The sequence below is a fragment of the Candidatus Ruthia endofausta genome, assembly GCF_013342985.1.
GTDB classification, from domain to species: domain Bacteria; phylum Pseudomonadota; class Gammaproteobacteria; order PS1; family Pseudothioglobaceae; genus Ruthia; species Ruthia endofausta.
The window spans coordinates 626,178-650,185 of the sequence record NZ_CP054490.1; the positions used below are offsets into that span (position 1 = coordinate 626,178).

22 protein-coding genes and 4 pseudogenes are annotated in these 24,008 nt (G+C 35.9%); 9 read left to right on the forward strand and 17 right to left on the reverse strand.

The window, feature by feature from the left end; translation table 11 throughout:
• Positions 1-187: 187 nt before the first annotated feature.
• Positions 188-637 (forward strand): molybdenum cofactor biosynthesis protein MoaE, encoded by a 450-nt coding sequence (locus HUE58_RS03410; RefSeq protein ID WP_174605637.1) that lies wholly within the window; start codon positions 188-190, stop codon positions 635-637.
• 5 nt (positions 638-642) lie between these two features.
• On the opposite strand, the gene mobA is transcribed toward HUE58_RS03410, so the two are convergent.
• The gene (mobA, locus tag HUE58_RS03415) at positions 643-1,224 is read right to left on the reverse strand and encodes a molybdenum cofactor guanylyltransferase MobA (RefSeq protein WP_174605638.1); all 582 of its coding nucleotides are present in this window, start codon (positions 1,222-1,224) and stop codon (positions 643-645) included.
• An 80-nt stretch (positions 1,225-1,304) separates the two neighbouring features.
• Between mobA and HUE58_RS03420 the strand changes: the two genes are divergently transcribed.
• From HUE58_RS03420 to moaD, 4 genes are read left to right on the forward strand one after another with little or no spacing between them, the layout of a single operon-like run.
• On the forward strand, positions 1,305-2,573 hold the full coding sequence (locus tag HUE58_RS03420) for a molybdopterin molybdotransferase MoeA (RefSeq protein WP_174605639.1): 1,269 nt from the start codon (positions 1,305-1,307) through the stop codon (positions 2,571-2,573).
• Positions 2,570-3,082 carry a cyclic pyranopterin monophosphate synthase MoaC gene (gene moaC / locus HUE58_RS03425; RefSeq protein WP_174605640.1) on the forward strand — a complete coding sequence of 171 codons (513 nt, stop codon included), beginning with the start codon at positions 2,570-2,572 and terminating at the stop codon, positions 3,080-3,082. Before HUE58_RS03420 ends, moaC begins: the two co-directional genes overlap by 4 nt.
• On the forward strand, positions 3,075-4,070 hold the full coding sequence (gene moaA, locus HUE58_RS03430) for a GTP 3',8-cyclase MoaA (protein WP_174605641.1): 996 nt from the start codon (positions 3,075-3,077) through the stop codon (positions 4,068-4,070). Before moaC ends, moaA begins: the two co-directional genes overlap by 8 nt.
• A gap of 34 nt (positions 4,071-4,104) precedes the next feature.
• Entirely contained in the window at positions 4,105-4,341 is a 237-nt protein-coding gene (moaD, locus tag HUE58_RS03435; protein ID WP_174605642.1) for a molybdopterin converting factor subunit 1, read from the forward strand.
• 533 nt (positions 4,342-4,874) lie between these two features.
• Here the strand turns inward: moaD and HUE58_RS03440 are convergent.
• The 3 pseudogenes from HUE58_RS03440 to HUE58_RS03455 form a co-directional block, all read right to left on the reverse strand.
• Positions 4,875-6,313 (reverse strand): annotated as a pseudogene (locus HUE58_RS03440) (molybdopterin dinucleotide binding domain-containing protein); the annotation flags it as partial.
• A gap of 205 nt (positions 6,314-6,518) precedes the next feature.
• Positions 6,519-6,789: pseudogene (locus HUE58_RS06860) on the reverse strand (hypothetical protein); the annotation flags it as partial.
• A gap of 123 nt (positions 6,790-6,912) precedes the next feature.
• Positions 6,913-7,204 (reverse strand): annotated as a pseudogene (locus HUE58_RS03455) (MFS transporter); the annotation flags it as partial.
• A 655-nt stretch (positions 7,205-7,859) separates the two neighbouring features.
• Here HUE58_RS03455 and mog point away from each other — a divergent pair.
• Positions 7,860-8,390: a molybdopterin adenylyltransferase gene (mog, locus tag HUE58_RS03460; RefSeq protein ID WP_174605644.1), complete on the forward strand. Its 531-nt coding sequence runs from the start codon at positions 7,860-7,862 to the stop codon at positions 8,388-8,390.
• 3 nt (positions 8,391-8,393) lie between these two features.
• Here the strand turns inward: mog and HUE58_RS03465 are convergent, their stop codons facing one another.
• The 4 genes from HUE58_RS03465 to HUE58_RS03480 form a co-directional block, all read right to left on the reverse strand.
• Positions 8,394-8,795, reverse strand: coding sequence for a hypothetical protein (locus tag HUE58_RS03465; protein WP_174605645.1), 402 nt, complete (start codon positions 8,793-8,795; stop codon positions 8,394-8,396).
• A complete protein-coding gene (locus HUE58_RS03470) occupies positions 8,795-11,041 on the reverse strand; it encodes a nitric oxide reductase activation protein NorD (protein WP_174605646.1) in 2,247 nt (748 codons plus the stop codon). Before HUE58_RS03470 ends, HUE58_RS03465 begins: the two co-directional genes overlap by 1 nt.
• 15 nt (positions 11,042-11,056) lie before the next feature.
• Positions 11,057-11,866 (reverse strand): CbbQ/NirQ/NorQ/GpvN family protein, encoded by an 810-nt coding sequence (locus HUE58_RS03475; protein WP_174605647.1) that lies wholly within the window; start codon positions 11,864-11,866, stop codon positions 11,057-11,059.
• Between the two features lie 103 nt (positions 11,867-11,969).
• Positions 11,970-13,352: a ribulose-bisphosphate carboxylase gene (locus HUE58_RS03480; protein WP_174605648.1), complete on the reverse strand. Its 1,383-nt coding sequence runs from the start codon at positions 13,350-13,352 to the stop codon at positions 11,970-11,972.
• Between the two features lie 332 nt (positions 13,353-13,684).
• Here HUE58_RS03480 and HUE58_RS03485 point away from each other — a divergent pair, with 332 nt between their 5' ends.
• Positions 13,685-13,894 carry a hypothetical protein gene (locus HUE58_RS03485; RefSeq protein WP_174605649.1) on the forward strand — a complete coding sequence of 70 codons (210 nt, stop codon included), beginning with the start codon at positions 13,685-13,687 and terminating at the stop codon, positions 13,892-13,894.
• Positions 13,895-14,372: 478 nt separating this feature from the next.
• Here the strand turns inward: HUE58_RS03485 and HUE58_RS07460 are convergent, their stop codons facing one another.
• The 6 genes from HUE58_RS07460 to HUE58_RS06865 all read right to left on the reverse strand — a co-directional run bounded on the left by HUE58_RS07460 (position 14,373) and on the right by HUE58_RS06865 (position 19,562).
• Positions 14,373-14,489 carry an ACT domain-containing protein gene (locus HUE58_RS07460; RefSeq protein WP_479722972.1) on the reverse strand — a complete coding sequence of 39 codons (117 nt, stop codon included), beginning with the start codon at positions 14,487-14,489 and terminating at the stop codon, positions 14,373-14,375.
• Positions 14,490-14,616: 127 nt separating this feature from the next.
• Entirely contained in the window at positions 14,617-15,846 is a 1,230-nt protein-coding gene (argJ, locus tag HUE58_RS03490; protein WP_174605650.1) for a bifunctional glutamate N-acetyltransferase/amino-acid acetyltransferase ArgJ, read from the reverse strand.
• Between the two features lie 97 nt (positions 15,847-15,943).
• The gene (locus HUE58_RS03495; protein WP_174605651.1) at positions 15,944-17,551 is read right to left on the reverse strand and encodes an ABC transporter permease; all 1,608 of its coding nucleotides are present in this window, start codon (positions 17,549-17,551) and stop codon (positions 15,944-15,946) included.
• Between the two features lie 92 nt (positions 17,552-17,643).
• A complete protein-coding gene (locus tag HUE58_RS03500; RefSeq protein ID WP_174605652.1) occupies positions 17,644-18,660 on the reverse strand; it encodes an extracellular solute-binding protein in 1,017 nt (338 codons plus the stop codon).
• 44 nt (positions 18,661-18,704) lie between these two features.
• Positions 18,705-19,355, reverse strand: coding sequence for an ABC transporter ATP-binding protein (locus tag HUE58_RS03505; protein WP_174605653.1), 651 nt, complete (start codon positions 19,353-19,355; stop codon positions 18,705-18,707).
• Positions 19,356-19,484: 129 nt separating this feature from the next.
• Positions 19,485-19,562 carry a multicopper oxidase domain-containing protein gene (locus tag HUE58_RS06865; protein ID WP_246260863.1) on the reverse strand — a complete coding sequence of 26 codons (78 nt, stop codon included), beginning with the start codon at positions 19,560-19,562 and terminating at the stop codon, positions 19,485-19,487.
• A gap of 1,404 nt (positions 19,563-20,966) precedes the next feature.
• On the opposite strand from HUE58_RS06865, the gene HUE58_RS03515 reads away from it, so the two are divergent.
• Complete coding sequence (locus tag HUE58_RS03515; protein WP_174605654.1) at positions 20,967-22,121, forward strand: cation diffusion facilitator family transporter; 1,155 nt, start codon at positions 20,967-20,969, stop codon at positions 22,119-22,121.
• On the opposite strand, the gene ruvC is transcribed toward HUE58_RS03515, so the two are convergent.
• A complete protein-coding gene (ruvC, locus tag HUE58_RS03520; protein ID WP_174605655.1) occupies positions 22,118-22,588 on the reverse strand; it encodes a crossover junction endodeoxyribonuclease RuvC in 471 nt (156 codons plus the stop codon). The genes HUE58_RS03515 and ruvC overlap by 4 nt on opposite strands.
• A gap of 91 nt (positions 22,589-22,679) precedes the next feature.
• Here ruvC and HUE58_RS03525 point away from each other — a divergent pair.
• Positions 22,680-23,042: pseudogene (locus HUE58_RS03525) on the forward strand (thioredoxin family protein).
• A 3-nt stretch (positions 23,043-23,045) separates the two neighbouring features.
• Here HUE58_RS03525 and HUE58_RS03530 read toward each other — a convergent pair.
• Positions 23,046-23,378, reverse strand: a complete 333-nt coding sequence (locus HUE58_RS03530) for a Spx/MgsR family RNA polymerase-binding regulatory protein (RefSeq protein ID WP_174605656.1) — start codon at positions 23,376-23,378, stop codon at positions 23,046-23,048.
• Positions 23,375-24,007: a hypothetical protein gene (locus HUE58_RS03535; protein WP_174605657.1), complete on the reverse strand. Its 633-nt coding sequence runs from the start codon at positions 24,005-24,007 to the stop codon at positions 23,375-23,377. The genes HUE58_RS03530 and HUE58_RS03535 overlap by 4 nt, the downstream gene beginning before the upstream one ends.
• Position 24,008 lies beyond the last annotated feature (1 nt).

Sequence of the window (24,008 nt, forward strand, 5' to 3'; positions counted from 1 at the left end):
AACTGCTAACTCTACTTTGAAATTGACGAAAAAAAACGTTTACTTAACAATCCCATCAAGAAAAATTAAGTAAACGTCTGTGTTCATTAGCTACCCTTCATTAGGCAACTGCGTGAAATTATATCAAAAAATTAAGCTCAAGTGGCTTAATTTATTATAATATTTTTATTACTAGGGAGTTTTTAACATGGATAAAATAATCATACAACAACAAGATTTTAACTTAACAACAGAGATAGCACTGGTCAAAAACAACGATTCTGATATTGGCGCAGTGGTCAGTTTTATTGGTTTTGTACGTGATTTAGATCACAATCCAATTCAAAAAATGACGTTAGAGCATTACCCTGGGATGACTAAAAAAGCACTAAAATCCATTGTTGGTGAAGCCAAAAAACGTTGGTCTACTGGCAATATAACTATTATTCATCGTGTGGGTGATTTGAATATTAATGATCAAATTGTATTGATTATTACCAGTAGCAAACATCGTCAATCTGCTTTTGCATCTTGTGAATTTATCATGGACTATTTAAAAACTCAAGCACCTTTTTGGAAAAAAGAATACACTCAAAACAAAAATAAATGGGTTAAAGCTAAAAGTAGTGACAAAAGCCAAAAAACCCGTTGGGAATAATCTTACTACTTAATCTTAAAATCTTCAGGTGAATTTAAGTTAATAAACATATCTACTTGGTCTGAAAAATCAACTTCTTGTGCATGATTACTCTTAAACCACATGCTCATTTTACGATTACCTTGTGCTAAAAATTCGCTCAAATTACCTTTTAAACTGACACTAATTAATGAAAAAGTAGGGTGCATTTTTTGTCCCTGTATTGCCACGCAAATACTCACATCAGATTGTTGCATATTTTTTAAAAATCTAACCACAAGACTTTGATTAATAAATGGCCCATCACACGGCACGACCAATAAATATTTTGTCTTGACTTTAATCAAAGCCGATAAAATACCAGCAAGTGGTCCCTGAAAGTCAGGCAAACTATCAGTAATAACCTTACCAAATTTTTGATATGCATCAAGATTTCTATTGGCACTCACTAATATACTATGTACATCTTGATAGATAATATCAACCACATAACTAATCAAAGGCTTGTTGTTAAATAAAATTAAACCTTTATCCTGATGGTTCATACGCATGGCCTGACCACCTGAAAGTATGACAGCAGTGATGTCACTTTTAATAATGCTTTTCATATGGGTATGTTGTTGTCGAATGTATAGGCTGTATGATACAATCAAACAATTAACTTTAATTATAAACTATAAAATTTACCATGGACAACCAAGAAGTTGATTGTGGAGGATGCGACACAATACCACAACCCTTACTTTCTATTGATGAGGCCTTAGAAATATTAACAAGTTCTGCTAAAGTTACTAATAGTACTCAATTAATAGAACTTGATAATACATTAAACAGAATGCTGGCTATTGATATACATGCCAATATTTCTGTTCCTAGTTTTGATAATTCTGCCATGGATGGCTACGTTATTAATCTTAAAGAAAATCAAATAAATACATCAGGTGGATTTACATTTAAAATTAATGATCGTATTCCTGCAGGCAGCATTGGAGATACACTAGCATCAGGCTGTGCAGCACGTATATTTACAGGTGCTCCCATACCAAAAGGTGCCAATACAGTGCTCATGCAAGAGGAATGCGAGTTGATTGAAAACAAATCAAAAATTGAAGTTTATCGACCTATTTCACTGGGTGAAAACATCAGGCCTATAGGTAATGACATCCAATCAGGTGATGTCATCTTACCCAAAGGAAAACAACTACAACCACAAGATATTGCGCTGGCTGCCTCTGTGGGCATAAACAAACTTAAAGTGTTTCATAAAATTAAAGTCGGTGTATTTTTCACAGGTGATGAGTTGGCCAAGCCTGGAGATACATTACAACAAGGGCAAATTTTTAACTCTAATCGCTATTCATTAGTAGCATTACTAAACAAGCTTGGTTGTGAAGTTATCAACTTGGGCAATATTAAAGACACCTTTAATGCCACTTGTGATGCGCTAGAGGCATTAAAATCTGACTGTGATTTAATCATAACCACAGGTGGCGTGTCTGTTGGTGAAGAGGATTATATTAAGTCTGCTATAGAAGAATTAGGCCAATTAAACTTGTGGCGCATCAAGATAAAGCCAGGCAAGCCATTTGCTTTTGGCAATCTAGGGCATTGTGCTTTTATTGGACTGCCAGGCAATCCAGTTTCTGCCATAGTGACTTTTTTACTCTTTGCTCGACCTTTCATTAAAAAAATGCAAGGTGCAACTCACTATCTAAATACTGCTTTTAAAACTCAAGCAAACTTTGATTGGCACAAGCCAAAACCCAGACGTGAATTTGTGCGTGTACGCCTTGACCATGCAACCTTCCCCACTAAGGCCAATTTGTATCCAAAACAAGGCTCTGACGTGCTTAGTTCCATGGTGTGGGCAGATGGATTGATAGAAATTCCAGAAAAAACCACTGTTAAACGAGGTGAAGTTCTAAACTTTTACCCACTAAATGAGATGTTATCATGAGTAATAAATTAACCCATATTAACCAAAAAGGTCATGCACAAATGGTTGATGTGTCTGATAAACAAGTTACCATACGTGAAGCCACCGCCATGGCGGTGGTTAGTATGAAACAATCAACCCTTGAACTGATATTATCTGGCTCAAATGCTAAAGGAGATGTACTCGCTGTAGCGCGTATTGCTGGCATCTGCGCTGCAAAAAAATGCTGGGATTTAATTCCACTTTGCCACCCCTTAATGTTGTCAACAATAACGGTTGAGTTTACGCCTAATGAAAAAAATAGCACGATTGAGATTAAAACGCTTGTTAAACTTGACGGCAAAACTGGCGTAGAAATGGAAGCACTCACCGCAGCAAGTGTAACAGCACTAACTATTTATGATATGTGCAAAACAGTAGATCGTTTTATCAAAATTGGAGAAATTCAATTACTAGAAAAAAAGGGCGGAAAATCTGGCCATTGGATAAGCGATACACAGCAATCCAAACGAAAACTTGAGAATGCCTAAGTTAGTTGACAAATTTAGTAGAGAGATTAACTACCTAAGACTCTCGATAACTGAACACTGCAACTACCGATGTTTTTATTGTCGTGATGATGAACACACTCCAAATTGCAAACGTGAAGACATTCTAAGTTATGAGGATATTGAAAAAATCGTTCAACTTTTTGCACAGTTAGGCATTACCAAAGTTAGATTAACAGGGGGCGAACCGCTACTACGAATAGATATTTCTAAAATTGCTAAACTCATCAGTCGTATTGATGGTATTAATGATGTGCCTTTATCAACCAATGCACATCTATTAGAAAAATTTGCTGGAAAGCTTTATCAAAATGGCATTAATAGAGTGAATATTTCTATTGATTCATTGATTCCTGAAAGGTTCGAGAAAATTACTCGTGGTGGCGATTTAACACAAGTTATTAAAGGCATTGATGCAGCAGTACAGGCAGGCATGAGTCCAATTAAAATTAATGTGGTGGCAATGCGTGGCGTTAATGATGATGAAATTGAATCAATGATTGATTTTGCCATTAATAAAGGTATTGATATCCGCTTTATTGAAACCATGCCAATTGGATTGTCAGGCATAGAAGCATTTACTCAACACATTAGTGAAAAAAACATTTTTTCTAAAATCAACAAACACCTAAACAATCAATTAACCCCTATTGCATCTAATAAAAATTCCGGTCCTGCTCATAATTTTAAAATTAAATGCACAAACTCTACAGTAGGTATAATTAGCGCTGTATCGAACCATTTTTGCCAAACTTGTAATCGTATTAGGCTGACTGCCAAGGGAGATTTAATCTTATGCCTAGGGCAAGAAGACTCAATTTCTTTAAAAGATGCTATACGTTCAAATTTAACAGATGATGAAATTAAACGCATAATTCTAAATGCAATTAATAAAAAACCTGAAAAGCATGAGTTTAACTCTATTATTGACAATATTAGCAACCAACAAATGGTAGAAATTGGTGGATAAAATAGTACTTAAAGAAATTTATTATAAACAAATTATGAAAATTTTATATTTTGCTTCACTTAAAGAGTCCCTTAAACTGTCTAGTGAAGAGATTACTCTTGCTACCGACAGCACAACAGCACAATTAAAAAAACAACTTATTGACAGGCACGGCGAGCATCATTTTCCAAATAATATTCTTTGTGCAGTTAATCAAGAAATTGCCAATGATACGGTTATTATCAGTGAAACAGATGAAGTGGCCTTTTATCCACCAGTAACTGGCGGATAAAACAATACCCTTAGTTTCTTACGAATAACCCGATTACAAAAAAATACAAATAATCTTCAAATGAATTTTTATCTCTAAAACTGCCTACCACAATAGCGACAACAAGTAATATTAAATTAAAGAATTAAAAAAAATGAGCGTGATAATAAAGGCGTAACCCAACTGATGTATTGCCTCACCGCCAATAATGGCAGTCACTACTGTTGCAACCACCAGGTGGATGCATACATTTTAAAAAATGCATGGTAGTAAGTGCAAGTGAGATGGCAATTGAAGTCTCGCTAACAACATATCAGCAATTAAATAAAAACAAACAACACCCGCTGCAACAGAAACACTATACACTATACCCCACCAATTAAGTTCCACGGACGAGAAACTAAAGCTTGTGGCAAACCAAATGCCAACATTGTGAAGCACCAGTTGGAGTGATAATTAAAGGGAAGTCGATACTTTGTAGAGTAACATTAGAGAAAAATCTAGCCGTAACAACTGCTATGAACGCACCTATGGCTGATATTAATAATTCTTTATTGTGCATAGCCACCAATCATATGGGCTGGGCTGGTAATTATTCTAGTTACTGAATTATGAATACCACCTCTAAAGCCTAATTTTTCTGCCACAGGCGTGGTAGTGATTTTTTCTTGAGCGTAATACATAAGTGACATACCTTCTGGCACCCTTTGTGATACTACAGCTCTTGTTACAATCATGCCATTAACATTGTATAATTCAATCCAATCATTGTCTATCACATCAATCTTTCTGGCATCAATTTCACTTATCCATACTACTGACCAGCATGATTAAGTGTAAGCATTAATAAATTATCAGAATAAGTAGGATGAATACCCCATTTTTGATGCAGTGTAATCCAGTTTAGGACAATTTGAGAACGTCCATTATTATTTTCATTGATAATAGGTGCAACTGTTTTGGTATTAATAGGCGGCTTATAAGTACATAAATTTTCACCAAAATCTACCATCCATTTATGGTTTTGATAAAACTGCTGCCTACCTGTTATTGTCCGCCAAGAAATGTATTCATGTACATTGGTATAACCTACATTATAACTAACATGTTCATCTTCAAGTCCTGACTAAGTCGGTGACGAGATGATTCTTCTAGGCTATACTTGTATATCTCTAAACCTAATTTTCTCATCTTCTTTAAGTTTTGCTAAGTGAGTATGGATCTCTACTTATTATTTTCCCCAATACCTCCCAAGCTTTAACAGCAACCTGTCCATTGATTTCAGACGCTAAAAATAAAATAACTTCAGTTGCATCAATATCAGTTTCTATTTTTAGGCGATCCTTTAGAAACATCTTCTTCCCTAACAATTTGATTCAAACCACCCAATAACATAACCTCATCTTCGGTATTCCAAGCGATATCTTTGCCACCATTGTCTATCTTAGACATTAGCGAGTCCTAGTGAGGTAAACTTTTTATAAGTATCTGGATACAAACAAGTGGTTGACATTCTAAAATCAAGCGTTACAAAGCAAATCAACCTTGCCTTCTGCGCCTTCACGCCATTTAACTTTAAATGCCTTCTTATCTGTTTCGTTGTCTAGTGCTGCATTTTGCGCACCCAGTAAATATTTTAATAAATACTCATGACCTTTACCACTAGAATCTAATAAACTAGAACACCAAATAAACATGTTATGAGGAAAAAAATTGGATTATCAGGATCTTCATAAGAAAACTTCAAGTCTTTAGATTTGAGTTGCTAAACAATATAATCCTTAACTCCATGTCTGCTTTTTCTGCTTGCTTAGTAATTTCTAATGGATTTTCTTCAAACTGTGGCGCAGAAGGCAACCAGCCCATTCTTTCACTGCGAACATTACAACCTATCATAGAATAGCTTTCCCAGTGTTTTTTATCAGCTAATGGAGACAAAATATCATCAACCTCTAGTTTTTTTATAATGCCACTGACTAGAATGATTATAAAAGAATGAAGTGCCATTCATATGGCGGGGTTGGACCCCGATGCCAATTCAGCACAAATGTCAATGGCTGCCATCCTGTTTGTGGACGAAACTTTTCTTGACCCACATGATGAGACAAATCACCACCTAATTTACTAATGCAACCACACATCATTAGCTATTAATAATGCCACGATAAATCATATCCATATGGTAGCAATGGTTAACAGCAACCCTTAGGCTCATGTGGTCTGGTAAATCTGGACGACTCCTTGGGTAATTAGTTTGTTGCGTTTTCCAAGTCACCAAGCCATTTTTTACATAAATTTTCCAACTACATGAGCTCGTGCAGTTAACACTATACGTTGAACGAACAACTTTATCATGCCCCAGCAATTGCGATAAGCCCTTTCCCAATCTCTATTTTCATGTACCCATTTCCCGTGGCCATTAGAAAAACCTTCAGGCTTTAATTGGGTAAAAATGTTACTATATCTAATAAATGACTCATTCTTATCTCCTATTTCTATCTTACTTTTTTGTTAGTTACTAAATCTTAATCGTTGAAATATTATTCTACTCAGCACTTTTGATAAAACCTTGATGTAAGTCAATAAATCAAATACTTTAGGGATAATAAACGCACCATACGCCGCTATTGCAGATGTCCAATCCAGTACAGGGCCTGCTTCTTCTTTATTAAACACTTGTGAAATGGTTCTAAAAGTAGAGCTATTACCCAAGCCAGTCATTGCAAATAACACTAAAAATAATTTGTGTTACTTTAGCACCGCTGATCTTATCAGCAATCATCCCACCAAGAGATCGAATAGAAGCATCAACAAAAACACCCATCCAAGCATAAGTGAGTGCTGATGAAGCATTTGGATTAGGAACATCGTGAACCCAGCCGTCGTTATTTAAAGTAGCAATAGCTACCGCATAAATTTCAGGTTTCATTAATGCCTTCGCACTTTCTAAGGCAATCAAACCATCAGACCCAAAAAAGATGTTGAAAACCAAAAATAACTTTTATTGATAAAGCTAGCGTAAATAACTGAGATTTATCAGAATCATCATAACTTGTGTTTAGCATTTGGTACGGTGATAATACCCCAGATTAACCATGTGGCAAAACTTTGGTACTCTTTATCAAACCATTTGGCAGTATAGGCAATACCCACAAACAAGCCCAATACTAAAAATTACCAATACTGAGTTGCATCACCAATAACTCTTTAATTGGAATGCCAATAATTGAAAACATTACCTACACAGCAAAACATGCTGTAAATGCAATAGTGTTAGCCGTTAAGAGTGAATTAGCTTGTGATTTTTGACTACTAATCATTGACAAACTCATAACCTTTCTCCTTGATTTAATTTAAAATAATTAGGGTAATTTTGCACCCAATCTAATTAAAAACCTTGGCTTAGATCAAGAAAATACAAGTTTTTTATATTAAAACAATTTGAATTTGGTTAAAATAGACTAATTAATCTATTTTTTAACAATCTCTTAAATGGTAGAATTAATCAAAAAATTAACTAACTGGTGATCTTTACATATATGAGCAAAACAAACATTAAAATTGGCTTTATTACTATATCTGATCGCGCTGCTCGCGGTGAATATGAGGATATTGGTGGTCCTGCTATGCAAGATTGGATTAAAAATACCGTACTGTCTCCTTATGAGATGGAAGCCATTATTATTGAAGACGAACAATCTTTAATTGAAAAAACCATGATTGATTTTGCTGATAATAAGTGTTGCAACCTAATTTTAACCACTGGTGGCACTGGACCTACAACACGTGATGTGACGCCCGAAGCAACGCACACTGTATGTGAACGTATCTTTGATGGCTTTGCGCAGCAAATGCGTAACGTATCATTGCGTACGGTTCCTACGGCTATTTTATCCCGCCAAACGGCAGGCACACGTGGCAGTAGCTTAATTATCAACCTGCCAGGTAAGCCAGCTGCAATTGCGGTATGTTTAGGTGCAGTATTTTTGGCAGTGCCCAAATGTTTAGAATTGCTTGATCAGTCTAATATTCAGATTGATTTGGATTTTGTAGAACAAGAGTTTGAGTAAAAACTAACTGGCATTTTTTCCTAAAATATAGGCGTCTACCAACGCCTTAGTGATATTGTCACTACACTCTAGTTTGGGAATGTGCTGCTGGATAATACGCTCAATGACTGGTAAACATTCTACCTTTTGGTATGCTTTTTTTAATAATACTAAATCCAAAACACCTTGACTAACACATCCTTGAACACATCCTTTTTCATTGGAAAAAACAATAGTTTGGTCCATCATTATTTCTAATTGATAAGAGTGTAAATCAATATTGTTGGATTGTGCAATGGATAAATAAACACAATGATAAAAATCCTCATGGTAAATAATATGGTCAATATCTATCACATCTTTTAATTCGTAATGCTGACCTTGATAATCAAAATCAATATTAACAGTAACCGTATTAATAAACATTATTTGGTCAATGATAAAAACAATTTTGGCAACTCTTGAGGCAAAGACTCAATACGATCAATCACCGAGTAATGCGAGCCAAAAATATCAGCAATATATTCATCTGCTTTTTTATCCAAACTAATACAATAAGGATACATGCCTTTTTGTTGGGCTTCTTGCACAGCTTTGTGTGTATCTTGAATTAGGATTTTTGGATCATAAACATCAATATCAGCAGGCTCTCCATCGGTCAAAATCAACATTAATTTTTTATCGCTTTGCTGTAAATCTAAATAATGTGCACCGTGACGAATAGCAGCACCCATTCTAGTAGAAAATTCGGCTTTCAAATCAGCCAAACGTGCTTTAACTGCATCGTCCCAATGCTCGTTATAGCCTTTAATATGATAATACATAACTTTTTGCCGAGTGTCAGAATTAAAACCAGCAATGGCAAAATTATCACCCAACTGCTCCACTGCCCAAGCCAACAAAGACACTGCCTCTTGTGAGAGTTCTAAAATAGTTTGTCCAAATTGCCCTACAACTTCATTTAACGACTCTGATAAATCTAACAATAATAACACTGACACGCTGCGAGAATCGTGTTCAAAATCAACATTTATTCTGGTATCGGGTTGAGAGCTATTTTTAATATCAATCACGCTACGCAATGCAATATCAAGGTCTAATTCAGCACCTTCTTCTTGAAAACGTAGGCGTTTTTTATTTTGTGGTTTAAGCAAGTCTAGCACTTTTTTAAGTTGTTTAACCAAAGTTGAATGTTTGTCTAAAATTTGCTCAATTTTTGAAGCATTAGTATGTGAATGTAATCTCTCATACACAGCCGCCCAATCAGGCTTATAAGACTCATAGGCATAATCCCATTCGTCATAATAATGTGGCGGTATTACTTCAATGCCTTCTTCATCATCTTCTTCAGATTTTTTTTGATGTTCAAAGATGTTATCCTCTTCATCAAACTCTTCGATAAACAACCACATTGAACGATTATCATCTCGATAAGTCACCTCGGTATTTTCAAAATAAATACTAGCCAATGCATCTGAAGCACTTCTTGTTTTAATTAAATACCCCAAACCAAGGCTTAAACTGTCTAATGTTCTTGTTTCCTCTGCACTCATTAACGCCTTAAATTTTTCAACATAATCTATGATAATTTGATTTTTATAAGGATGATTCTTATCAAGTAGCGCACGTGTGAGCATAATAGCGCGGTGCCTCAAGCAAGATTGATGCTTATCGTCACAATCAAACTCATCAACAATTGGAATTAGGCTTAACCATAAATTTTTCAAACCAGGGTAAATTTGAATAGCCAAATACTCGACCCGAGCATCTTCAAAAATCTCGGTAAAAAATCGTTGCTGTGGCGAAACATTGTCAGCCACAATCTTGGTGGTAAACTGATGATGTACAATCAAGTGTGCTACTAAAGCCATATAACGCTTACAAGCATTAACACCGTTTAATGGCTCATAAATATCAGGCAAACGAATAACATTGTCTTCTAAATAAGGGTGTAAATGTTCTAACTTTTCAAAATTTGGAGAGTATGGTGCGTACATGAAGTCCGTTTTCCAAAGTGCACGCTGAAACAAATTAATCTCTCGCTCAACATCACTAAACAACAAGCCTTTTCTTTGTCGTTGAAATACAGCTTTTGAATCCGCACTTGATAATGAAAAGTATTCCTCTTGCCGCTCAGGATGGTCTTGAAAATATCTTAAACCGTAATTAATCCACTCATAAATACCTTCAAATTCTAGTTGCTCCAATAAGAAATACATATTGGTAAGTATGGCTATTAATGATGGAGAGGTGTGCGTATCATGAATGCCATGTACTGAAAATGTGGTTTTACTTAAATGATATTCAATTAAATTCAGATACTCATCAAGTTGACCATTGTTTGTATGCTCAACAACATCAATAAAGCTGTTTAAAAATGGCTCAACTGCTCCTTTGTTGGGCGTTCTAGATATCTTTTGATAGGCAAAATCCACAATTTTTTGAATACTACCATCACCATAAAATTCACCTACCCAAGGCATGGTTTTCAAAAAAGCAATAGACAAAGCATCACCTTGCCCAATTTTTGCTAAAAATTCAGCGCCTTTGTAGTACTCGATTAAACTTTGTTCTGAGAGTTTTTTAGTGGCTTGTTCAATATTTGCAGCAAACACTCTTTGAACTGTATTAAAAGCACAGTTTAAGGGTTGATATTGACTTACTTCAGCCATACTATTAAAAAGCTTTTAATCAAAGATTGCATCAATTGCACCATTCATGGTGGTGCGAATTTCTGCGTCATCAGTAATTGGGCATACCAGCGCCATGTTACAGGCATCTTTCACGCCAACACCTAAGGCAATTAGTGTGCCCGCATAATTAAGTAGTCGCGTTGATGCGCCTTCATCAAGCCCGTGACCAACCAAATTACGAGTTGCATGAGCAAGCTTGACTAATTTAGTTGCAATATTAGCATCAACGCTTGACTCTTTAACAACAATACTGGCTTCTAATTCAGCGTTAGCATAATCAAAATCCATGCCAGTAAAACGTTGCTTGGTTGATTGTTTAAGATCCTTCATCAATGATTGATAACCTGGATTATATGAAATCACCAATTGGAAGTCTGGGTGTGCTTTAACAAGTTCACCCTTTTTATCCAACATTAACTCACGCCTATGGTCAGTCAGGGAGTGAATAACCACCATTGTATCTTGGCGTGCTTCTACAATTTCATCCAAATAACAGATTGCACCATGACGTGCTGCTAGTGTTAGTGGACCATCTACCCAGCGAGTACCGTTAGTGTCTAACAAAAAACGACCAATCAAGTCCGAAGCGGTAATATCTTCGTTACAAGATACAGTGATAATAGGCTTGTCTAGTTTATGAGCCATGTGTTCAATAAAACGAGATTTACCACAACCTGTCGGCCCTTTGACCATCACTGGTAATTTTGCATTATATGCTGCAGTGTATAGCTCTACTTCATTTGATTGAGTTTCATAAAAAGGCTCTAATTTAATCTTAAATTGGTTGATATCAAAATCTGACATAGCTCCATCCTAAATTTATAATGTTTATATTTTAATGCTTTATATAAAAAACCCCTGCATGTGCATGTGGCAGAGGCTTTTTATGAATTATTTGCTACAAACTTTACTTGTGAACACCTAGCTTCTCTCTCCAACCAGGATATAAAGAATCAGCATCGCTCGGGAATGACTCAAATGCACGAGCAAATTCGTTATGGTCTTTAGCAAACTCGATTGGATCTGCTTTCGCCATCCAACACTCATAAGCTTGACGTAGTGACTTAGCACCTGCCGAAGGAGAATCGATATGGCCATAAGAACCACCGCCAGAAGTATTGATTACATTGCCATGACCTAGGTTTTCAAAGAAACCTGGTAAGCGTAGCGCGTTCATACCGCCAGAAATAATTGGTGTTGTTGGCTTCATACCAAACCACTCTTGATGATAGACCGGACCATCAACACTATCACGCTCAATCATGTATGCGATGTTTCTATCATCAGCACCACCTTCCATCTTACCATAGCCCATTGTACCCACATGGATACCAGACGCACCCATAAGGCGAGAAAGTTTAGCTAAAACAAAAGCAGTGTAACCACGAACTGAAGATGGCGATGTAATCGCACCATGACCCGCTCTATGATAATGCAAGTACTGACTAGGGAAGTTACGACGTGCAGTTGTTATCATGCCACAACCACCCACATAACCATCAACTAGAAAAGCAACATGATGCGCATTTTCACCAAAAGCCTCTAAAATATATTCACCACGAGCAATCATTTCATGATAATCATCAGCGGTAATATTAGCAGAGAAAATCTTAGCTTCGCCAGTCTCATCTTGAGCACGCTTCATAGCATCAGAAACTAAAGGCATTACATCCTTCATACGAGCATAAACTTGGTTACCTTGAGGCTCATCATTCTTAATAAAGTCGCCACCTAACCAAAATTGGTATGCCGCTTCAGCAAAAGGCTTAGGGCGCAAGCCCAACTTAGGTTTAATAATTGTACCAGCAATATAACCACCTTCAGTACGTGAACGACCTAAAATATTCCATAAATCCCTAATATCAACAGAAGGACCATCAAAAATATCTAACATGGCTTTAGGCACATGAAAGTCAATCATTTGTGCACACTGAACATCACCCATGCCTTGGTTATTACCAATAGCAAGCGTCAAGAAAGACACAACCATTGCACGACCGTCAATTAAATTACGGTCAAACAAGTCATTAGGGTATGCAAGCTTCATAATGCCTTTAGCTTCATCAATTTCATACACCATACAATCCAAGTCTTTAGTAAAATCATCTGTGGTTGATACTTCAACATTTGTACCTGTGGATGATTCTGCTGCAAAGTGAGCAGCAGTTTCTAAATAACCACCAAAACCAAGCATGGGGGTCATGGTATAGGCAACAAGAATATGCTTGCCTTCAGCTAATAGCGTGTCTTCGTCTAATGACAAATCCGCGTATCTATTCGATTGATCCATGATGGACTCCTATCTATTAAAAAATGTTCATGATACAAGACACTATCAATAATGTAAAATAATATTTACTTTTGATTTTTCCAGAAATAAATTCTATCAATATGGTTAAACTACACATTGAAACGGTTATATATACAGTTTTGAAGCGATAATACGTCTATCCAGTTTTACCAAAGCTAGCAAAGAGCTTAATATTACACAACCTGTGTGTGTAAATTCAACAACTACAAAAAAAATATTGGCTCTAATTTGGTCAATATTAAAGGCAAATATTAAGCAAAAGTATCCATTCTACTTTTATTGGAAATAAACTATATCAAACCTGTTTGGAAGTGATTAACAGACTAGAACAAAGCAAATCTGATATTGAGCAAACACTAGATCCTAACTCTGGAGATCTGCAGATTGCAGTTGCCAGCACAACCAACTTATTCATTAGCCATATCTTGGTAAGATTTGAACAGCAATATTCAAAAATGACTTTTCATTTAGAAGTAACTAATCGCAAAAGCCCAGCACTTTTTCCATGGCTTTTGGGCTAAACCTAAATGAGCCCATACTAAGAACCCAAAAAGTCGCCAATAATAACTGCCACAATAAGTGACGTTAATAATGCCCATAAAAATACAGTTTTTGATAAGTGCAATCTACCCACCCAAGTAGGCAAAAGGTATAGTAGATATCAAAAATAGCAAAGTTTATTACGCAAAAAATTATAACCTCCCAAAGTGCTAACAAACAAATTAAGCGATAAAAACATCATAGGAACAACCAGTGTTGTATAAGACGAACCACCGCCCAAGCCCACGGATGAGTATACAAATGCCAGAATAAAAAATATCACTGGTAAAACAAACTCAAAATAAGGGGTTAATACCAGTTGTTATCAACTTCAATTAACCACTAACCTTACCTTCTAACTCGAACTCCTGTCTGCAGTGCAATAAATCTGCCACACAATGAGAAGAATTAGAACCCATAATTAATACTCTTTCTTAACTGAACCGTATCGCTTAATCGCTAAACCATATTATATTGATTGGCAACTAAGATAAAGGCATTTTTAAATTCACTTAAGGAATAAAACAAAGAGCTTGATTCAATTTCAATACGCATAAAAATGTTGGTTTTGTTCATCAAGATAATGGTGAGCCTCCTTAATATTATACCCTGATGCTTAAAAATAAATTGACTGACTACACAGCCACCACCAAGCCATACGCATCTGGAGATGAAATTAAAAATCTATAAACGCTCATGATAGTTAAGTCCTATATTCTGCATTAATTTTTATATAGTCATAAGAAAGATCAGTTGTCCATACACTTTCTTTTGATGCACCTTTGCCAATTTCAATGGTGATAACAATTTCAGATTTTGCCATTTGTACCTCACCTTGCGCTTCAGTGTAATGGACATTCAATTCCCCTGCTTTAATCAAACACACGTCACCTAAATAAATACTCACTTCTTCAACTTTTAAATGCGCAATATTGGCACGCCCTACCGCTGCTAAAATTCTCCCCCAATTTGCATCGGAAGCAAATAAAGCAGTTTTAACCAAAGGTGAATGTGCAACCGTATAGGCCACTTCAAGACAGTCCTTGGTGCTCACTCCACCCTTAACACACACTTCGACAAACTTAGTTGCACCTTCACCATCTTTAATAATTTTATGTGCTAACGTTTTGGTGACAATATTTAGTGATTGTTGAAACTCATCCATACAATCATTAATTTTAACGCCAGATGTGCCAGTCGCACTTAACGTGCAAGCATCATTAGTAGAGGTGTCACCATCAACAGTAATGCGATTAAAGGATTGATTAACGGCTTGAGTTAAACAATTTTGTAGTTCAGATTGAGTGGCTTCAATATCGGTAAAAATAAAACCAAGCATGGTTGCCATGTCAGGGCGAATCATGCCTGAACCTTTAGCAATACCAGTGATGGTAATCAAATTACCACCTATTTTAAATTGTTCAGAATGCACTTTATCGACCAAATCAGTGGTCATAATGGTTTGCGCCACTTGGGATAAATTGTCTTTTACTAAGCTAGAAACCAATGTAGATATATTGTCCTCAAAACAAGCCATGGGCAATGCTTGCCCAATCACGCCTGTTGAAAATGGCAATACTTCTTCAGTCTTAATGCCCAACTCTTTTGCCACCAATTCACAAACCTTATAAGAGTTTTTAAGCCCTACGCTAGCACTGCCCAAGCCCGTGCCTGCATTGGCGTTACCACTATTAATGACCAACGCTTTAATAGTATGATTAAGATGATTTTTAGCCACCAATACAGGCGCAGCACAAAATACATTCTGCGTAAAAACAGCTGCAGTTTGTGTACCTTTTTTCAAGCTAACAATAGATAAATCTAGTTTTTCAGTGTCCTGAGTGCTTGAGTTTACCGATGAATTTTGTGCACATTTAATTCCAGCATTGATTGCTGCACAAGTAACGCCGTTAATGTTTAATAAACCATCCATCTCGTATAAAAGTTTTAGCCAATTAAGACTTGTTTTTTGAATGCTATTATAAATGTATAAAGAAATAACATCATGAATTATTGTTTATAACTTTATTTTAGAGATTTTTTGAAGATTTTTGATCCAATAACTGAAATATCAACATTAGCACTGCACCAAATAGTACCATTATAAGTGCCGGTATAGCGGCTCGTTCAAACAAACCTTCAGCACTTAATTCATACACCTGAACTGCTAATGTATCCCAGCCAAATGGGCGCAATAAATAAGTGGCTGGCAATTCTTTCATCACATCAACAGCAACCAACAGACCACCTGCTAAAATTCCTGGCGTCATCATGGGTAAGTATATTTGCCAAATAAGCCGTAAGCATGACGCACCAAGCAGACGTGCGTTTTGGATAAACACGGGCTTGATTTGCTCAGCACTGGCTTTAATGGAACTATAACCAATTGCCATAAAACGAGATACATAAGCAAATAACAACAAAGCAATGGAGCCAAAAATAATATGATTAATACTTTGACCGCCAAAATATACACTGATTACTGACACTTGATTAATGCCATATAATAGCCCAACAGCCATAATTGAGCCTGGTAATGCATATCCTAACGTTGCCATACTAATCAAACCTTTAAGCCAAGGACTGTTCCTTTTACAACGACTGGGTAATGCCAATATAGTAGCAATACTCACCGTTATTAAAGCTGCTGATGTGGTTAACACCGAAGTTGAAATAATCAAATCAACATACTTAACACTCCATTCCTCACCCATAGATCCCCAACCCCAAATGATTAATTGCAACACAGGCATAGCAAAAGAAAGCATAAACACACAAAACACAAACAAACTAATCAGCCAGCCAACAAAGCCTAAAACATAGTAAGGCTTTTTATTAGACATCTCATTTGAATAATATTTTGCTTGACCACGTGCTTTTTTTTCAAAAAAAATTAAGAAGAATGCCACTAACACTAATAATGATGCTAATTGTGCTGCCACTTCAATGGAACGAAAATCACCCCAAGCCGAATAAATTGCCGTAGTAAAAGTATCAAAATTAAACAAACTAACCACGCCAAAATCAGCCAGTGTTTCCATTAACGTTACTAGTAATCCAGCAGCAGCAGCTGGGCGTGCCATGGGCAGAGATATTTTTAAAAACACACGTAAAGGACTAGCACCTAATAATTGACCAGCTTCGATTATATTAATTTTTTGACACTTAAATGAAGCGCGTACCATCATGTATACATAGGGGTAAAATCCCAATACAAAAGTAAGAATAATCGCCCATGGCCCGGTGCGAATATCAAATCCTGGCAAGCCCAACACTTCGCGCATCCACACTTGCACATAACCAGAATAATCAAACACGCCTAAATATACAAAAGCCAATACGTATGCAGGAATGGCAAAAGGCAAAAACAACGCCCACTCTAGCCATCGTCTACCGGGAAATTCTACCATCACCACCAAATATGCCAAAATTGTACCCAAAAGTGTAACACCCAGCCCTACACCAATAAGCAAAACCATAGTAGCACTGATTAAATTTGGCAATAAAACAGTAGAAAAATGTGCCCACAATTCACGCTCTGTAAACAACCACGACAAAGCCACAACAAAAATTGGCATAGCCACTAATAGTGCTAACACACTAACCCAAATTTTGGATTTAAGACAGTTTTTTTCCAAAATAATTCTTTTTAATTTCTACTAATACTATTTTAAGATAGAAAAACCTAAGACTTTCCTAAGTCTTAGGTTTTTAACATATAAAAAAGGGCCTACCTGTAACCTTTTATTTGCATTAACTTCACTGCATCGGCTTGCAATATACCCGTTTGTGCCAAATTCATTTTATCTTGTTTGAACAAGCCCCAACTTGATACCACTTCATCTGAAGCAACATTTGGATTGGCTGGATATTCTTTATTAAGCGACGCGTAAATGGCTTGCGCTTTAGCACTTGACAACCACTCTAATAATTTAATAGCACCCTTAGCATTGGTGGCATATTTTATCACGCCAGCACCTGATACATTTACATGCACTCCTGTGGTATCCTGATTTGCCCAAAATAGCTTCAATGGTACATTAGGATTTTGAGCAATTAAACGACCAAAATAATAAGTGTTTACCAAGCCAACATCACATTGGCCTGAAACAATTGCATTCATAATATGAGAATCTTTAGCGTTGGGTATGGCTGCCAAATTATTCACCCAACCACTAATAATATCACCCGCTTTATTTTTGCTATGATGATAAATCATCGATGCCACCAGTGATTTAGTGTAAATCTTTTTACTGGTTCTTAGACACAATCTACCTGTCCATTTAGCATCTGCCAAATTCTCATAGGTTGATAAGTCAGTTGGATTGACGCGCTCAGTGCTATAAACAATAGTTCTTGCACGCACTGACAAACCTGTCCATAAACCTTTAGGATCTCTCAAGTGGCTTGGAATATTATTTTCTAATGTTTGCGTTTGTACTACTTGAAATAAATCTTGTGTGGCCGCATACCAAAGGTTGCCTGCATCTACAGTCATGAACATATCGGCTTTGGTATTTTTACCTTCCAATTTCAAGCGTTCAATCAATGCACCACCCTTACCCGTTAAATACATAACTTTAATACCTGTGTCTTTTGTAAAAGACTCAAATAATGGTTTAATTAAATGCTCTTTTCTGGAGCTATACACAGTAACTGAATCTTCACTTTTTGCTTGTACTACGCCAATACTGCTTACCGCCAATGTCAATGCCAATGTTGATGGCACCCATGTTTTTATATTCATTCTTATTTTTCTCCTTATGAAAAATTGACTACGTTATGTAATTGTTAATTAATAGTCAACTGCTTATTCTTAATCATCCCTACTTTGTCAGCAAAAATAGTTGCTTCATGCTTGTCATGTGTTACTAAAATTGAAGTGACATTGGTTTTCTTTAAAATATCCCTGACCTGTAATACTAGTTGTTCTTGAAGGCTTTTATCTAAACTAGAAAACGGCTCATCTAATAATAACAATTTTGGTGAAGGTGCTAATGCACGAGCCAAGGCAACACGCTGTTGCTCGCCACCTGAAAGCTGGTGTGGATACTTTTTTTCGATGCCTTCCAACCCAATCATCAAAAGTAATTCTTCAACTCTTGCTTTTTGTTTGTTGTTTGATAAATGGTGAATACCAAAAGCAATATTTTTTTTAATATTCATATGTGGAAATAACGCATAATCTTGGAACACCATGCCTATTTCTCTTAACTCTGGCGCTATATTATGTACGCCATTGTTAGATAATTGCTTGCCATCTAAAATAACCCGTCCACTCTCTACCTCATCAAGACCTGCAATAAACCTAAGTGCTGAACTTTTGCCACTGCCACTATCACCTGTTAATGCAAAAATATCACCTGTAGCAAGACTTAAATCAAATTCACTTAAAACTTGAGTGGTCTGATAAGCAATTGATAAATGATTAACTGATAGCATTTAATAATAAAAATGATAATGATTCGTATCATTATATAAGATAACCAAAGAGAACGTCATGATTAACTAACTTTGCAAAAAGACTTTGATAGGATTCTTTTATTGTCGTCAATATCAGCCATGACAGTGTCAAAATTTTCTGATTCTACTACCAAAAAGCCCCATCATTGCCACATCTTCATGCTCTAATATGTGGCAATGATACATAAAAGGGGTATTGAGTATCAGCGTAGTGGTTAAATTTAGCAATCATCCTGACGATTTCTTCTGGCATAAGTAGCATAGTGTCTTTCCAACCACGTTCGTTTTCATTGGATGGCGTTGGATCTGAGCCATCGCCTTACTCTCTGTCAAGAATTCGAAACTGAATATCATGAATATGGAAATGATGTACAGTGTGTGCCGTTGGTAATTCGCCAAATTTCAACATCGCTTTTTTACCACTTCATTAATCACACTCATGTCCATTTGCATGCCATTAATCAAATACAACATATGCTTACCTTCAAGCGCAATGCCATTGAGTTTTTGTTTATCATAATATTCAGAACTGAAACTTTTGAGTCGTAAAATTTTATCCTTACTATTGCTTAAATCAAGTAAGATTTCTACACGTGTCTGTCGGACTTAGCAACACTCGTGTTAATGCCACAGATTTTTCTAAAAAATCGCCATCACTGGCAATTTGATAAAATGGCATATCGCCTTCAAAGCCCAAGTTATAAATTCTTGCGTTAGCACCATATAGGTACTCTTAATTTAATCACTTGGACATGAATATTTAAATAGGTACAGGTTCCTGCCATTGAGCAGAATTGTATGACCCTTCATGCCACCTGATTTATCAAAATCACCCTTGTTTAAATAAAGCAATTGGGTGTTTTCATCAAACCGCTTATCTTGAATCACTAGGGGTAAATCACCAACACCTAAAAACTGGGGCTAGCCAGCACAACAAATTTACCCATTGAGTTTGAGAGATTTAATGATAAACCCGTCATACATTTTTAGTTTGCCTCACACTTGAACCAAGAGCATGAGGCAGTGTTGAAATAATTGCTATCAGAGATAATTAACGAAGAGAGATAAGCAATACATTTCTAACCCATGTTGATTAACTTAGCCAACTTATCAAAATAAGCTAAATAATCTTTCAATTCTTTTTGTGACAATATTAAATATTCTTTTTGCATTGCATTTCTCCATCAGGTTATATTTTTTTGTTAGTAAGCATCTTCTCGTGGAGAACTCAAACACAAATGATACTCATTATTATTTGTAATTACAAGTCATCATATATACGTGAATATTGGTCACGAGCTGCTAGCTCACTTTTTAATAAATCTTGCATTAAAAATTAGCATTAAAAAAGGATTTAATTTCAACAATAAGGGCTAATCACAAGAAAAACTTACCTGATATTTTTCCCAAGAAACAATTATGCAACAACACAGATAGGCTATTAATTAGATTACCCATTATTAGCAACACACTTAATTACACCTTTCCTTGGCGGCAAAAAGAAATCTCTAATAAGCTACTATCGCCATTAGATATGGCTTAATAATTGCATATTTGCACAGAGATAACATAAAATAAGGCGATTCATTCATGATTTTTACCACTTTGGATTTAGCTAAACGCACACAAGTCAGTCAAAAAGTTACCCTTGTGGGTGCTGTTGTTGATTTTTTATTGGCGGTATTTAAAATTATTGCAGGTTTTATTGGCAATTCTGGTGCTTTAATTGCGGATGGCATTCATTCGTTTTCTGACTTATTGTCCGATGGCTTGGTTTTGTATGCCACCAAACATTCAGCCCTTGATGCTGATGAAGAACACCCTTATGGGCATAAACGCTTTGAAACGGTTGCCACGCTAGGTCTTGCGGTTATTTTAACCATTGTTGGCTTGGGTGTTATCTTTGATGCCATGACTAATTTAGCCAACCCTGTCTCACTTTCACATAGTGCGCTGCTTTTAAGCATTACCACCTTGTCAATTTTTTCTAAAGAGACTTTATATTGGTATACCTTAAAGGTGGCTAATGCTTATAAATCTGACTTATTAAAAGCCAATGCTTGGCATCACCGCTCAGATGCATTATCTTCAATTGTAGTGCTAATTGGTATTTTTGGTAGTTTAAATGGCTATCTATATTTAGATAACATTGCAACTATTGTTGTAGGTTTGATGGTTATCTACATTGCTTGGAAGTTGGGTTTAGATGCAACCAAAGAACTGGTAGACACTTCCATTGATGCGCAACAGGTGGCGCAATTAAAACATGCATTAGGGCAAATTAGTGCTGTTAACAATGTTCATTCTCTACGCACTCGAAAAATTGGACACACCATTTCTTGTGATGTACACGTGCAGGTTGATCCATTTTTAAGTGTTAGTGAGGGGCATATTATTAGTGTTAGTGTTGAGCGTGTAGCCAAAAAATGCCTAAAAGATTTAGGCGATGTAACGATACATATTGACGTAGAGAATGATGAAATTAATACGCCTTATGAAGCTTTGCCAGAACGTGCGCAAGCATTGGGAATTTTAAACAAGGCCTTGTTTAATAACGAGTGCGATAGTGAAATTAGCCGTATTCAATTACACTATTTAGAGGGTAGAATTCATGTGGATTTTTACCTGCCACTTAAATGCCTCCAGCCTGATAATAGTGCCGATAAAATACTAGAAAAATTACAAGAAACCGTTAACGAACTTAAGAGTTTTGGCAAAACTAAGGTTTATTTTAGCCAAGATTAAAAACAATGATAAGCATGGCAAATAGCACCTGCTAGCGCATCTGCTGCATCTGCTTGAGGTACTTTGTTAAGTTTTAATAGCTCCTGCACCATAAACGATACTTGCTCTTTAGTGGCGTGCCCCTTCCCAACAACAGATTTTTTGATTTGATTAGGACTGTACTCAATCATCAGCCTGTGATTTGAACCTGCTGCTGAAATAATAGCACCTCGCGCATGTCCAAGTTTAATTGCTGCATCAGGATTTGGGCGATCAGAGCGCATAAAAGCACGCTCAATTACCACAACATCAGGCTGATATTTTTGAATGATTTGCTCGATTTCTATAAAAATAGTCGTAATGCGCTCAGGCAACGCACCTTGCGTACGGATACAACCACTAGATAAATAATTAAATTTAAGCTTATTGGCCTCAATTAAGCCAAAGCCTGTTACTCTTAATCCGGGATCAATCCCTAAAATTTTCATAAAAATATTTTATCAAAAGCTTAGGGATTGCTCAACACATATTACACCCTTATGATATACTTCTATTTTTTAAGTTTTAGGGATTGAACTAATGGCAGTATTAGAATTAAACCAAAGTAATTTTGACGAAACCATTCAAAATAACGATATTGTTGTGCTAGATTTTGAGCACCATGGTGTGTCCTTGTAAGCAATTTTCGCCTACTTATGATGAAGTATCTGAGACAAGGTGAATGATGTGATTTTTGCCAAAGTAAACACTAAAGATGAGCAAGAATTAGCAGGTAACTTTCAAATTCGCTTCATTCCTACTTTGATGATTTTTAGAGAAAAAATTGCAATCTTCTCTCAATTAGGTAGTACAATGTCAGGCGCTGGCTTAAAAGCCGTTATTGACAAAGCCAAAGCACTTGGTATGGATAAAGTGCGTGAAGAGATTAAAGAGCAAAAATAATAGTTAGCATATCTTTAGATAAGATTTTTCACTAAATCCAACCATAATATCATTATTATTCATTACCAGCACTGGGCGTTTGATAAGGGTTGGATTTTTTAATACCAATTCTAAGGTAATATTATTTTTTTCTTTATTATTTAAATTTCGAAAAGTAGTAGAACGCTTGTTGATTAGTTTTTCCCAAGTGAGCTTATCTACAAATGTTTGTAACTTAGTTTTATTAATCGGATTGTCACGCAAATCAATAAATTCAAAATCAACTTGATGATTAATCAAGAATTTTTGTGCTTTTTTAATGGTGTCGCAGTTTTTAATACCATACATTTTAATCATTGAATTTCCTCATTATAAAACTCTAAAATTTCTTTATTTTCATCATCAATAATAATGCGCAAACCCTTGGTTGGATAATACCAATACGATACGCCCTGACTAGCCAACTTCACTCTACTAGGCTCACCAAATAGATTAATAATCGTCTCTTTTAATAAATCTGCTTTGGGTATAAAGGTTAATGACTTAATTTTTATACCAAACATTGAAGCCTCAGCAGTTAAATTAAACGTTGTTTTTCTAACACCTGAAGGCATAATCATTGATTCTTTAATGTTGTTGTTTAAACGTTTAATGCTTTTTTGATCAAGTATTAAATTTAAAATAACATCAGCACTAATGCCACCCACTTTGGTGCTGGAAAAAAACGCTTCTAGCTCTGGTATTTTACCCTTACTTTCAAAGAAAGAAGCGTCAACCTCAGAGCCGAATAAATGTATTGCATCGGTAAGATTGCTACTACCCATGGTTAAATTAAACACAACTGTATTGCCTTGGTTATTGATAAAACTTTGCCATGGCATAGATTGGTTTTGTGGCATTTGTATGTCACGAGTCAGTAGGTAAAACAGTATAAATATCACCACTGCTGCTAATAATACTATTGATATTATTTTGCTTTCTTTCATG

Coding starts and splice junctions, on each gene's coding strand:
- HUE58_RS03410 (WP_174605637.1), top strand. CDS start 188: ATGGATAAAATAATCATACAACAACAAGATTTTAACTTAACAACAGAG.
- mobA (WP_174605638.1), bottom strand. CDS start 1,224: ATGAAAAGCATTATTAAAAGTGACATCACTGCTGTCATACTTTCAGGT.
- HUE58_RS03420 (WP_174605639.1), top strand. CDS start 1,305: ATGGACAACCAAGAAGTTGATTGTGGAGGATGCGACACAATACCACAA.
- moaC (WP_174605640.1), top strand. CDS start 2,570: ATGAGTAATAAATTAACCCATATTAACCAAAAAGGTCATGCACAAATG.
- moaA (WP_174605641.1), top strand. CDS start 3,075: ATGCCTAAGTTAGTTGACAAATTTAGTAGAGAGATTAACTACCTAAGA.
- moaD (WP_174605642.1), top strand. CDS start 4,105: ATGAAAATTTTATATTTTGCTTCACTTAAAGAGTCCCTTAAACTGTCT.
- mog (WP_174605644.1), top strand. CDS start 7,860: ATGAGCAAAACAAACATTAAAATTGGCTTTATTACTATATCTGATCGC.
- HUE58_RS03465 (WP_174605645.1), bottom strand. CDS start 8,795: ATGTTTATTAATACGGTTACTGTTAATATTGATTTTGATTATCAAGGT.
- HUE58_RS03470 (WP_174605646.1), bottom strand. CDS start 11,041: ATGGCTGAAGTAAGTCAATATCAACCCTTAAACTGTGCTTTTAATACA.
- HUE58_RS03475 (WP_174605647.1), bottom strand. CDS start 11,866: ATGTCAGATTTTGATATCAACCAATTTAAGATTAAATTAGAGCCTTTT.
- HUE58_RS03480 (WP_174605648.1), bottom strand. CDS start 13,352: ATGGATCAATCGAATAGATACGCGGATTTGTCATTAGACGAAGACACG.
- HUE58_RS07460 (WP_479722972.1), bottom strand. CDS start 14,489: ATGAACAAAACCAACATTTTTATGCGTATTGAAATTGAATCAAGCTCT.
- argJ (WP_174605650.1), bottom strand. CDS start 15,846: ATGGATGGTTTATTAAACATTAACGGCGTTACTTGTGCAGCAATCAAT.
- HUE58_RS03500 (WP_174605652.1), bottom strand. CDS start 18,660: ATGAATATAAAAACATGGGTGCCATCAACATTGGCATTGACATTGGCG.
- HUE58_RS03505 (WP_174605653.1), bottom strand. CDS start 19,355: ATGCTATCAGTTAATCATTTATCAATTGCTTATCAGACCACTCAAGTT.
- HUE58_RS06865 (WP_246260863.1), bottom strand. CDS start 19,562: ATGTATCATTGCCACATATTAGAGCATGAAGATGTGGCAATGATGGGG.
- HUE58_RS03515 (WP_174605654.1), top strand. CDS start 20,967: ATGATTTTTACCACTTTGGATTTAGCTAAACGCACACAAGTCAGTCAA.
- ruvC (WP_174605655.1), bottom strand. CDS start 22,588: ATGAAAATTTTAGGGATTGATCCCGGATTAAGAGTAACAGGCTTTGGC.
- HUE58_RS03530 (WP_174605656.1), bottom strand. CDS start 23,378: ATGATTAAAATGTATGGTATTAAAAACTGCGACACCATTAAAAAAGCA.
- HUE58_RS03535 (WP_174605657.1), bottom strand. CDS start 24,007: ATGAAAGAAAGCAAAATAATATCAATAGTATTATTAGCAGCAGTGGTG.